This window comes from Acinetobacter sp. SFA (genome assembly GCF_001647535.1).
Taxonomy (GTDB): Bacteria; Pseudomonadota; Gammaproteobacteria; order Pseudomonadales; family Moraxellaceae; genus Acinetobacter; species Acinetobacter pecorum.
On the sequence record NZ_LSZI01000019.1, the window covers coordinates 14,664 to 26,379 of the forward strand.

15 protein-coding genes are annotated in these 11,716 nt (G+C 44.9%); 4 read left to right on the forward strand and 11 right to left on the reverse strand.

The genetic code is table 11. The features are described from left to right. The 9 genes from AY607_RS11170 to ubiG all read right to left on the reverse strand — a co-directional run bounded on the left by AY607_RS11170 (position 1) and on the right by ubiG (position 7,161). Positions 1-957: a sulfonate ABC transporter substrate-binding protein gene (locus AY607_RS11170; protein WP_064102562.1), complete on the reverse strand. Its 957-nt coding sequence runs from the start codon at positions 955-957 to the stop codon at positions 1-3. Between the two features lie 332 nt (positions 958-1,289). Then, positions 1,290-2,630, reverse strand: a complete 1,341-nt coding sequence (gene argA / locus AY607_RS11175; RefSeq protein WP_064102563.1) for an amino-acid N-acetyltransferase — start codon at positions 2,628-2,630, stop codon at positions 1,290-1,292. 132 nt (positions 2,631-2,762) lie between these two features. Further along, complete coding sequence (locus tag AY607_RS11180) at positions 2,763-3,131, reverse strand: RcnB family protein (protein WP_064095143.1); 369 nt, start codon at positions 3,129-3,131, stop codon at positions 2,763-2,765. A gap of 231 nt (positions 3,132-3,362) precedes the next feature. Then, complete coding sequence (locus tag AY607_RS11185; protein WP_064095142.1) at positions 3,363-3,743, reverse strand: RcnB family protein; 381 nt, start codon at positions 3,741-3,743, stop codon at positions 3,363-3,365. A 305-nt stretch (positions 3,744-4,048) separates the two neighbouring features. After that, positions 4,049-4,204 (reverse strand): hypothetical protein, encoded by a 156-nt coding sequence (locus AY607_RS15070; protein WP_171255305.1) that lies wholly within the window; start codon positions 4,202-4,204, stop codon positions 4,049-4,051. Positions 4,205-4,385: 181 nt separating this feature from the next. Further along, complete coding sequence (locus tag AY607_RS11190; protein ID WP_064102564.1) at positions 4,386-4,805, reverse strand: hypothetical protein; 420 nt, start codon at positions 4,803-4,805, stop codon at positions 4,386-4,388. Positions 4,806-4,960: 155 nt separating this feature from the next. Then, on the reverse strand, positions 4,961-5,707 hold the full coding sequence (locus AY607_RS11195; protein ID WP_064102565.1) for a YciK family oxidoreductase: 747 nt from the start codon (positions 5,705-5,707) through the stop codon (positions 4,961-4,963). A gap of 39 nt (positions 5,708-5,746) precedes the next feature. After that, positions 5,747-6,436 (reverse strand): HAD family hydrolase, encoded by a 690-nt coding sequence (locus tag AY607_RS11200; protein WP_064102566.1) that lies wholly within the window; start codon positions 6,434-6,436, stop codon positions 5,747-5,749. Further along, positions 6,433-7,161 carry a bifunctional 2-polyprenyl-6-hydroxyphenol methylase/3-demethylubiquinol 3-O-methyltransferase UbiG gene (ubiG, locus tag AY607_RS11205; RefSeq protein ID WP_064102567.1) on the reverse strand — a complete coding sequence of 243 codons (729 nt, stop codon included), beginning with the start codon at positions 7,159-7,161 and terminating at the stop codon, positions 6,433-6,435. Before ubiG ends, AY607_RS11200 begins: the two co-directional genes overlap by 4 nt. 228 nt (positions 7,162-7,389) lie before the next feature. Here ubiG and AY607_RS11210 point away from each other — a divergent pair, with 228 nt between their 5' ends. Then, complete coding sequence (locus tag AY607_RS11210) at positions 7,390-8,004, forward strand: thiol:disulfide interchange protein DsbA/DsbL (RefSeq protein WP_064102568.1); 615 nt, start codon at positions 7,390-7,392, stop codon at positions 8,002-8,004. A gap of 51 nt (positions 8,005-8,055) precedes the next feature. Here the strand turns inward: AY607_RS11210 and AY607_RS11215 are convergent, their stop codons facing one another. Further along, positions 8,056-8,748, reverse strand: a complete 693-nt coding sequence (locus AY607_RS11215) for a TetR family transcriptional regulator (RefSeq protein WP_064102569.1) — start codon at positions 8,746-8,748, stop codon at positions 8,056-8,058. Between the two features lie 210 nt (positions 8,749-8,958). Here AY607_RS11215 and rph point away from each other — a divergent pair, with 210 nt between their 5' ends. Beyond that, entirely contained in the window at positions 8,959-9,675 is a 717-nt protein-coding gene (gene rph, locus AY607_RS11220) for a ribonuclease PH (RefSeq protein ID WP_005261502.1), read from the forward strand. 145 nt (positions 9,676-9,820) lie between these two features. Then, the gene (locus tag AY607_RS15335; RefSeq protein ID WP_263600642.1) at positions 9,821-9,955 is read left to right on the forward strand and encodes a hypothetical protein; all 135 of its coding nucleotides are present in this window, start codon (positions 9,821-9,823) and stop codon (positions 9,953-9,955) included. Positions 9,956-10,068: 113 nt separating this feature from the next. Here AY607_RS15335 and nadC read toward each other — a convergent pair whose 3' ends face one another. After that, entirely contained in the window at positions 10,069-10,920 is an 852-nt protein-coding gene (nadC, locus tag AY607_RS11225) for a carboxylating nicotinate-nucleotide diphosphorylase (RefSeq protein WP_064102570.1), read from the reverse strand. 182 nt (positions 10,921-11,102) lie between these two features. On the opposite strand from nadC, the gene ampD reads away from it, so the two are divergent. Further along, the gene (gene ampD / locus AY607_RS11230) at positions 11,103-11,693 is read left to right on the forward strand and encodes a 1,6-anhydro-N-acetylmuramyl-L-alanine amidase AmpD (RefSeq protein ID WP_064102651.1); all 591 of its coding nucleotides are present in this window, start codon (positions 11,103-11,105) and stop codon (positions 11,691-11,693) included. Positions 11,694-11,716: the final 23 nt, after the last annotated feature.

The window sequence follows — 11,716 nt, forward strand, 5'->3', positions numbered from 1 at the left end:
TTATTTAATAATTGCTGCATCAATATTCAGCTTTTGTGGAATTAGCTGCTGCGCATAAAACGCATCGGCGACCTGTTGCTGTTTTTGAATCACGTCAGTCGTGAGGGGTTTAACACCGAAGCCCATGCGTGAAATAGAGGTTTTTAAGACATCGACGGCCAGACCTGTCGGTTTTTGCAGGAGCTGAGCAGCAGCATCCTGATTTTTTGCCACCCAGTCCGTGGTCAGGTTCAATTCATTGACAACTGCCTGTACCACCTGAGGATGGCTTTCTGCGAACTTGCGATCTGCCAGATAGAACTGGTGGTTGCTCACCACATTTTCACCACTGGCAATGACACGCGCACCAATCTGATGTTCAGCAGCTGCAAAAAACGGATCCCAGATCACCCAGGCATCGACTGCACCACGTTCAAATGCAGCACGTGCATCGGAAGGGGGTAAATAAATTACTTCGATATCATCAAGGCCAAGCTGGTTGGCTTCCAGAACTTTTAACAGTAAGTAATGCACATTTGAACCTTTGTTCAGGGCCACCCGTTTGCCTTTCAGATCCTGAATGGACTGGATTGGTGAATCTTTCGGTACAATTAAGGCTTCGGCTTTAGGCGCTTGCGGCTGATTGGCCACATAGACCAGATTTGAGTTGGCCGCCTGAGCAAAAATCGGCGGTGCTTCACCGGCTTCACCAAAAGAGACGCTGCCAACGTTCAGTCCCTCAAGCAGTTGCGGACCAGCAGGAAATTCTACCCATTTCACATTGATCCCTTGTTGCTTCAAGGTCGTTTCCAGCGTGCCGCGTTCTTTTAAAATCGGTAATACGCCGTATTTTTGAAAACCGATATTCAGGGTAAGGGTATCTTCCTTTTTCGAGCAGCCTGAAAGCATCATGACACCCGCCATCGCAGTACCGAGTACCACAGTCTTTGTTAAAAACTGAACATGAGATTGGCGCATGAATCAAAACTCCCGAAAATGACAAACTATTGAATGAAAACTTAGGGACACGCTAATCGTTTTTGTTTTTCTAAAAAAATAACTATTCAGGAATTTCTAATGAAGAAAAAAGATAAATAAAAAAGCGCAAAACTTATGCGAAAAAGTGATTTATATAAAAATGAATATTTACTATTTAAGTTAATTAAGATTTTGAAATATATAATTATATTTTTAAGTTAAATATGTTGATATGTTTATCTGAAAAGCAGCAATACAATCTTAACAACTAAATCAAAATTACAAGATATCTTTATCTGAAATTAAGCTAAAGCACCAAAAAAAAAGTCACTTTAAAGTGACTTTTTGCAAACAATGGAATTGCGTTGATAATTATAGAAAGCCTGACGGGCATCCGGCAGATCATCGACTGAAGCCGGTTCAAAGCCCTGTTCCAGAAACCAATGCGCGGTGCGGGTGGTTAGAATAAACAGCTGCTGAATCTGCATGCTTTTGGCTTTTTCTTCAAGATAATGCAGGATCTGGCTACCCCGATTGGACTGGCGATAACTTGGATGGACTGCAACACAGGCAATTTCTGCAGAACGCAATTCATCCCCTGTCGTCGGAATTGGATAAAGGGCGGCACAGGCCAGAATCATGCCGTCCCGTTCGATTACAGCAAATTGGTTGATTTCATTTTCCAGACGTTCCCGGGAACGATAGACCAGAATGCCTTCTTCTTCCAATGGACGTAGCAGGCTGATCAGGCCACCGACATCCTGAATATCGGCCATACGCACTTCTTCATAATGTGCATCGGTGACCAGAGTACCGGAACCATCCCGGGTGAACAGTTCCTCCAGCAGGGCACCATCATAGGCATAAGAAATCAGGTGCACCCGATGGACGCCGTTCATGGAGGCTTCTTGTGCGGCTTTTAGCTGTAATCCTCTTTCAGGTGCATCTTGCAGCGGAATATAGTCATTCAGTTGTTGCGGCGTGACTTCCCGTTTGAGCTGGCCGTTACGATCTATCAAACCATGCTGCTTGCCCAGAAAAATCAGTTTATCTGCCTTGAGCCGAATTGCAGTTTTGGTCGCGACCTCTTCAGCAAGCAGATTGAAGACTTCTCCGGTGGTGGAATAACCCGTCGGGCCAAGTACCACAATATTATGATTCTCCAGATGGCGCTGAATCGCATCGGTATCGATCGCGCGGACTTCACCGGTTAGTTGAAAATCAATACCATCACGAATGCCATAAGGCTTGGCAGTGACAAAATTCCCCGAAACGGTATCAATGCGGGCACCATACATGGGTGAATTGGCCAGTCCCATCGACAGCAGTGCTTCAATTTGCAGACGGATTGAGCCGACAGCACTCATCACGCAGCTTAAAGATTCACGTGTGGTGACCCGACGCTGCTGGTAAAAAGGGGTGGTAATCTGGTTTTGGGCCAGGTTCTGGTTAATTTGCGGACGAGCGCCATATACCAGAATCAGCCGAATCCCCAATGAATGCAACAAGGCAATATCATGAATAATATGCTGAAAGTTGTCATCTAAAACGGCTTCACCATCAAACATGATCACAAAGGTTTTGTTGCGGTGCGCATTGATATAAGGCGCAGAATTGCGAAACCAGTGCACATATTGCAGTGTTGTGCTTTGTGACGTGTCTGCCGAAGTCATGCCTGTGCCTATTTCAATGATGAGATCCAACTTTGATTCTAATGAAAAAAAACGCAAGTGGAAGTACAGATATAAAAAAACACCTGAAGGGGAACTTCAGGTGTCTGCAAGACGAGCAGTAATGGAGAAAGATTAGTTCATGATCCGTACGATTTTATTGGTACGCTCATTCACCAGAACATAGTCATTGTTGACTTTATACCACTGCTGGAAACGGCCGGTATTCGGTAGACGACGTGCTTCACGATCACTCACTTCAAAACGTTTGTTGTCGTATTGACGTGGTAAAGTTTGCCCTACGCGCCAGTCCCGGCTTGGATTGACTACACGGTTGTTATGACGGCGGTCATCATTCCATTTTTTACTATCTTTGGCGTCCCAGTGTGGTGCCGATTTATGCGGATTATGGTCATAACGTGAGTCATGCTGTGGTGCTGCCATTGCAGAAGTAGCTAACAAAGCACTGAGAGATAACGCAACTGTAGTTAAAACTTTTTTCATGGCTCTCACCTAAAGATGTAAATCTAATTTCGATGAGACTAAATTAGCGAACAAGTGCATAGAAAGCATGAGGGCTATTTAGTTAAAATGTTAAATTCGTGAAGAAATTTAGAAGATGGTTGCGCTAGAGCTAGATAAGCACAGGACAGCGAAATCATGGGCAATTGGAAAAATCAGTCACCTAAATAAAAAAGACCCAAACAATGTTGGGCCTAGAGCATGAGATGTAATTTAGTCACCAACAATACGGATAATATTGTTATTTTCTGAATCGACCAGAATATAGTCGTTATTGACTTTGTACCATTGCTGCTTGCGATCAGGTCGAGGCAGGCGATGATCTTTGTATTCGACTTTATAGCCATTACCACGATAATGCTGCGGCATTACATAACCTGGCTGCCATCTGAGCTGTTGTAGACGTTTCACTCCGCGTTCTTCCCGCATACGACGGTTATCCTGCTGCTCTTGAGGAGCCTCGCGGAACTCGCGGCCTTTTTTCTTGTCTGCGCCATAATGCGAATCATCATTGAAATGAGGGGCAGCGATGACGACATTGCTCAGCATGAATGTACTGCAAGAAATTGCCAGTGCCATCAAAACCTTTTTCATGTTGAACCCTCATTAAATTGTTCACTTTCTACAGTACCTAATGTACGGAAAAATTGCAGAGAAACTGTGAAGAACAGGCACAAGTTTTATAACAAATGCAGAGATATTATGATGATGTCATAATATCAGACTGCGGTCTTGATCATAAGGCTCGGTATAAAGAGCTATGTTCTTATCTGATCAAAGCGAGGGCAAACATGCAAGCTAAAATCGATGATTTTGTTCAAAAAAGCAGCATTGAATCACTCGTAAAATAATCAATCCTCTACTGAAATGGCAGAAAATTTTATCGGTTTATCTCAAGATTAATTCCATTGTTCTGCTAGACCCTGTAAGGAGTGAATCGCTTCAGCGACTGATTCCGCTTGCAGGGCATCATCTAATGCCACAATCAGGGCCTGTGATAATTGTAATTGTTCAATCTGATGAATTGTTTCAATTTTTCGTTTCTGGTCAGCCATGCTGTACTCCTGTCTGATCTATCTGGCGATATAAGAAGCATAGTTCATATAGATTTATTTGGAAAACCGTATAATTTTATAAAAATGATGTGAAAATTCGATTAATAAATTCTTTTTTTAAAAAAATCAGCTAAAAAAAGAGTACTTTTCAAAAGTACTCTCTCTATAAATTGCTTGGCTTTTAATAAGCGTAGTTCAGGTCAGTATAATCCATTAGTGATTTATGTACATGTGCCTGGATAAAAGTACGTACATCTTCAGCGGTCATGGCTTTGCCCTGATTGCTGATGACATGTTCGATTTCTGGTTGTCCTTCAATCTTAATGCGATAAACAAAATGCTTGGCCAGACGATAACAATCGTCTAATTTTTCAATTCCGGTCACATAATAATAGGCATGTTCAAAATTCAGATCATGATGTGAAAATACAAACTGCTCGAACAGTTTGAGTTTCTGGGCATTTTCGAGTGCTTTGATGTCATCCACAATACTGGCTTCAAACTTGGTGTCATATTTTTCAGAAATAGGCTGTTGATCAATCAGCAGCGAGACCATGCCATCGTCTAAATGGGTCACCGTAATATTGTTTAATTCAGTCATGATGCACTCTTGTTAAATGTAGTGAGGCTTAGTATGCGGGGATTTTAGTGAAATTCAATGCGATCCGGCGAGAGTCATTCCCGGTTTATGCGCCATATGCAGCCTGAAAGCATAGAAAAGGGAGCAATTGCTCCCTGAATAAAGTAAAAAGAAGGTTAATCCTGCGCATCAATACTTTGACCATTCATATGCAGGCTGTCATCGCCCATCAAATACAGATAAGCCGGCATAATTGAATCGGGAGTCGGTAAAACTTTTGGATCTTCATCCGGGTAGGCCTTGGCGCGCATGGCGGTACGCGTTGCCCCAGGATTGATACAGTTATAACGGATATTGGGATGTACCTGCTCTTTGGCAAATAACTGGCTTACTGCTTCAATGGCAATTTTAGATACGGAATAAGCGCCCCAGCGTTCGCGGGCTTCACGGCCTACACCTGAACTGGCAAATACGACGGAAGCATGTTCAGATTTGGATAATAGCGGTAACAGCGCCTGGGTCATGACAAAAGGGGCACGCAGATTAACTGCCATCACATCATCCCAGACATTGACCGGATAATCCGCCAGGGGAACCCGGTCACCCAAAATTCCGGCATTATGCAGAATTCCGTCCAGACGGCCAAACTGACGGTCTAGGGTATCGAGCAGAAGTTCATAATCCCGTTCCGAGGCGCTCGAGAGCTGTAACGGCAAGATGGCAGGTTGCGGTGCACCTAAACTTTCAATTTCATCATAGATGACTTCCAGTTTATTCAAGGTACGTCCATGCAGCACCACTGTTGCACCATGCAAGGCATAACTGATTGCTGCTGCACGCCCGATGCCATCGCCCGCACCCGTGATCAGGATAATACGATCCTTGAGTAGATCGGGGCGAGGTTGATATTCTGAATATTTCATTATCTACCTCCTTATTTCTTATTGTTTGGTTTTAAGCTTTCAAGATACCGCAGTCTGCCGTTGCACGAGCAGTTTCTGAATCAGCCGCTGTAATTCTGCAACTGTATCCACTATATAGTCGGCTTGCCAGGCTGTTAAGTCATCTTTGTATTGCAGTGGTAAATAACCATAAGCTGCCAGAATGGTGGTCATCTTGGCATGACGCCCTGCATCAATATCACGCGGATGATCACCGACATAGATACAGTCTTCTGCAGCAAGCTCGAGCTGTTTGGCTGCCAGATACATCGGTTCAGGATCAGGCTTGGTGCGGATGACATCTTCCGGGCAAACCAGTACCGCACAGCGTTCAGTTAAATTCAGTGCTTTCAGTAAAGCCTCACTGAGCCAGCGCGGTTTATTGGTGACGATGCCCCACGGAATATCTTGTGCTTCCAGCTGTTCCAGCAAGGGATACATACCATCAAACAGATCGGTATCGACCGCAATATCGGCACCGTACATATCCAGAAAACGCTGACGATGGGCTAAAAATACCGGATCTTCCAGTTGCAGTTCCGGATAGACCAGTTTCACCATGGCGCGTGCACCTTCAGAAACCTGGGTACGGATCAGCTCGGGTTCAACCAGTGCGCGGCCTTCTTCACGGCACATCTGCTGGATAATCCGGACAAAATCGGCCGCAGTATCAATGAGGGTACCATCGAGATCAAATAAAACTGCTTTCATTCTGTGGGCTCTGCTGCATTCTCTTTCACGGTATAGACCATATAATTTACATCTACATTCGCTGCCAGCCAATAATGCTTGGTCAATGGATTATAGTGCAGGCCGGTCATATCTTTGAGTTTTAAACCGGCATTACGAATATCATGCGCCAGTTCGGACGGCTTGATAAATTTGCTGTAATCGTGGGTGCCTTTGGCCAACATCCGCAACACATATTCTGCCCCGATAATGGCAAATAAATAGGACTTCGGATTACGGTTAATGGTCGAGAAAAACACATGACCGCCTGGCTTGACCAGCTTGTAACAGGCCTGAATAATCGATGCTGGATCTGGCACATGTTCCAGCATTTCCATGCAGGTCACGATGTCATATTGACCAGCCTGTTCGTCTGCCAGTTGCTCGACCGGCACCTGTCGGTATTCGATATTGCTGACACCTTCTTGTTCGGCATGGATGCGTGCCACATTCAGAGGCGCTGCGCCCATATCAATCCCGAGTACATCAGCACCCCGACGTGCCATGCTTTCGGCCAGAATCCCGCCACCACAGCCGACATCCAGCACTTTTTTACCACTCAGACCACCGGCATGTTCATCAATCCAGTTTAAACGTAGTGGATTAATCATGTGCAAGGGGCGGAACTCGGAATGCTGATCCCACCATATAGCTGCAAATGCTTCAAATTTGGCAATTTCTTGTGGATCAACATTCAATTGCGACATTGGTGTCACCTCAATCAGTCATGATTAGCTAAAAATATGTACGTGCCGAAAGGCCAGGGAAACTGATGTAAAACCTTGAAAATCAGTTCGATGGTTTAGTGTAGCGATTCTGGCAGAAAAAGCGATAAAAGCAGCAAAAAAGTTCACAGAATGAAAACGAAACCGGCATAATTGATTTATATTGAACACATAAACTTAAGCATAATGATTTAGAGGACGATAATCCGAATGAAAAAATTCCTTTTAGGCGCTGTTGCCGCATCTGTTTTGGCCGTTTCAGGCAATGCTATGGCCAATTTTGTGGCAGGTCAGGACTATCAGGTGGTTGCAAAACCAGTCAAAGTCGAAAAACCAGGCAAAATTGAAGTGCGTGAATTCTTCTGGTACGGCTGTGGTCACTGTTTCTCGCTTGAACCACATATGCAGAGCTGGTTAAAGAAATTACCAAAAGATGTACGTTTTGTACGTACACCGGCTGCGATGAACCCACTTTGGGAACAGGCAGCGCGAGCTTATTATGTATCTGAAGCATTGGGGGTGCGTCAAAAAGCACATTTACAGCTATTCCATGATATTCATGACAAACAGCGTCCAATTTTAGAACAGGCACAGCTGGCCAAGTTCTATACCCGCTATGGTATTCCTGAAGCGAAATTTAACAGCACCTATAAATCTTTTCCGATCACTTCAAAAATTGCCCAAGCCAAAAATCTGGCTGCCCAATATCAGTTAAGTGGTGTTCCGGCAGTCACCGTGAATGGTAAATATATTGTGCAGGGGGATGGTGCCAAAGTCATTCAGGTCGTGAATTATCTGGTTGAAAAAGAGCGTAAGGCCAAATAATGTTAAACTGAAGACCAGCCAAAAACCTGCATCTTATACGGGTTTTTTTGTTTAGGTCGGGGGAGTGACCATTGCATGGGTTAGGGGAACTGCTGTTTCGGCAGGACTCCGATACCAGTGCAAAACGCCACGCAGCAAGAGCTGCATCTGTAGCACGCTTTGGCTTTTAAAGACATTGGATTGGACTTGGCGCAGCTCGGGATCAGCCTGCTGCTGCAGATGAATCCAGCCCATGGCCCAGTTCAGGGACAGCTCAATCAGCATTTGTGCCAGAGCCTGCAAGTCCTGTGGGGTCTGGATATGCCGGGTGGTTTGCATCTTGGCCAGTTCATGCATGACATCTTCGGCCAGAAAATGAATTTCCCGTTCAATTCCGGTACGTAACACATCCGAGCCGCCCCAGCGTTCTGCCACAAAAAAAATCCAGGATTCAGGATGGTATCCGACGGCCTGAAAAAACAGTTCTAGCCCGGTTCGGGTCCGGGTATTTGGCTGATACAGATAAGCCTGTCCCAATTGATGAAGTACCCCTTTGATGTGCATCGCCACCTGATCCAGCAATTCCAGACCGAGCTGGTCCATATCCTGAAAATGCCGATAAAACGCCGCGGGTACCAGTCCAACAGCATGTGCGACTTCCCGCAAACTGATCGTGCTGAAAGCGCGTCCCTGACTGCTCAAGGCCAGAGTCGCATCAAGTAGTGCCTGATGACTTTGCTGCTTGCGATCTTCACGTAAGGACATAAATCGGTTTCCTGCCACTGGCTTCCCTTATGGGGTGTTTTAGTCTAGCAAAAATCAAGTCAAATCGTAGCGTCACAGGTCGGCAGAATTTTGATATTTCTTCGCGCTCTGATGCACTGATTTTGTAAATGAATGCCCCGCTTGCCTAATCTTGGTCAAGGCTTCTGCTATACTGGGCCGCAATTATTTTGAACCCCTACAGGACTTATTATGCGTATCGACCAACGAGCATTAGATCAATTACGTGAAGTGAAAATTACCCGTAACTATACACGTTATGCGGAAGGCTCTGTATTGGTTGAATTTGGTCATACCAAAGTACTCTGTACTGCCAGTGTAGACAGTTCTGTACCGCGTTTCCTGAAAGGTCAGGGCCAAGGCTGGGTGACTGCTGAATATGGCATGTTGCCACGTTCAACTCATACCCGTAGCGATCGTGAAGCGGCACGTGGCAAACAGAGTGGCCGTACCCAGGAAATTCAGCGCCTGATTGGTCGTAGCCTGCGCTCAATGGTTGATCTGAAAAAGCTGGGTGAAAATACCATTACCATCGACTGTGACGTGATTCAGGCTGATGGCGGTACCCGTACTGCAGCGATTACCGGTGCTGCAGTGGCTTTGGTCGATGCTATGAACGTATTGCTGGAAAGAAAGAAAATCAAACATGATCCATTAAAAGGTTTGGTGGCTGCGGTTTCTGTGGGTATTTTCAAAGATGAAGTATTACTGGATCTTTGCTATGAAGAAGATTCAAACTGTCAAACGGACTTGAATGTGGTGATGACGCAGGCAGGTGAATTTATTGAAATTCAAGGCACTGCAGAAGACAAACCATTTACCCGTGCCCAATCGGATGCCATGCTGGAAATGGCCGAGAAAGGGATTCAGGAATTGGTGAAAAAACAGCAAGAAGCTTTAGGCTGGTAATTCATTAAAGCTAAAAAAACGCATCTAAAAGATGCGTTTTTTTATGCCTCAACATTAGCTCACAAAAATTGAACAGGACTTGTCTACTGTAGCGCTCGGTTTCAGGAGATGATTTTAAATCTACTAACTCGTAGAGGATTGAGATATGAAAATATGGTTCATCGCACTGTCAGTGTGTACAGTTCTGGGTCTGGCTGCCTGTGATAATAATAAGTCCAAGTCCCATGATGCAAATCAGGATAGTACTTCTACACCAGCAGGACAAAATAACAATAAGTGATGAAAATCCGACATCACTTCATCCTCAATATATTTTTTGTACAAAATATGCGCAAAAAATTTTAAAAAATAAAAAAAGGGTGCTTCGCACCCTTCTCCTATTGCGTATCAAATTTAAGCTTCAGCATTAAAACGCATCGATAGATCAATGGCTTTGACATCTTTGGTTAGCACGCCCATGGAAATATAATCAACGCCGGTACTGGCAACCTCACGTAAATTCTCAATAGTAATATTCCCTGAAGCTTCTAGCTTACAGCGGCCGGCTACATGTTGTACCGCATCAATCATTTGTTGCTGACTGAAGTTATCCAGCATCACGATATCGGCATGGGCTTCCAGCGCCTGATTCAGCTCATCCCAGGTTTCGACTTCAACTTCGACCGGTTTGCCCGGCGCAATCTGATGAGCCTTGGCAATTGCCTGTGCAATACCACCCGCTGCCATAATATGATTTTCTTTAATTAGAAAGGCGTCAAACAGACCCAAACGGTGATTCTGACCACCGCCAATGGCCACGGCATATTTTTGTGCAATACGCAGACCCGGAAGTGTTTTGCGCGTATCTAACAGCTTGGTATTTAGACCTTGCAACTGTTTGACATAGTGGGCTGTTTTAGTGGCAACGGCCGATAGTGTCTGGACAAAGTTTAGGGCAGGGCGCTCCACGGTCAATAAACTACGCGCAGATCCCGCCAGTTTTAAAAATGCTTCGTTGGCCTGAACATGATCGCCATCATTTTTCAGCCAGATCACTTCAACACTCGGATCGTAGGCCTGAATCAAGGCATTGACCCAAGGCTGACCGGCCAAAACCATGTTTTCACGGCTAATGATGGTGGCAGTGGCCTGTTCGTCTTCAGGGGTCAGCAGGGCGGTAATATCGCCTTCACCAATATCTTCTGAAAGTGCCTGTTGGATGTTGATTTGAATCGACTGGTCTAGCAAAGCTTGAGATATGCTCATGTCTACTTCCGTATCTTTTTAAGCCGTAAAAATTGCGCCTTATCTTAGCACCGTTACATAAAAGATGAGCGATTTTTCATCCAGTTTGCCGGGATGAATTGAGATTTGTCCTTGAAAGTTTTAGCATGAAGCCGGCTGCAATGCTGATCTTGCAGATTTTATTTTTTGGGGAGAACGGTTCTATGCAACAGGCAGCTGAGTTTCAGGTTAGGGACGGGCAACTAATCGGTGCACGTCAAATCCCATCTCCCAATTTTAATCAGCGGCCAGTACAAACTGAAATCCAATTGCTGGTGATTCACAATATCAGCCTGCCTCCTTCCCAGTTTGGCGGCGGTTATATTGAACAGTTTTTTCAGAATCAGCTGGACTGGTCCGTACATCCTTATTTTCAGACAATTGAAGGGATGCAGGTTTCAACTCATCTGCTGATTTTAAGAACGGGAGAGGTGCTGCAATTCGTCAATTTTAATGACCGTGCCTGGCATGCAGGCCGCTCGACCTATTTGGGCAAAAAAGAATGTAATGATTATTCGATCGGGATCGAGCTGGAAGGCAGTGATGATTTGCCTTTTGCAACCGCACAGTATGAAGCCCTAGTCAAAGTGACTGCCTGTTTGCAAGATTATTATCCTAAAATCCAGCAGCATATTGCCGGACATTCAGATATTGCACCGGGCCGCAAGACTGATCCGGGGCCGTATTTTAACTGGGCTGATTTTCGTACACAGTTACAGCATTATAAAAACACTTCAAACTCGCTTGCGGGATGAAATTAAGCAATGAACTTCTGACA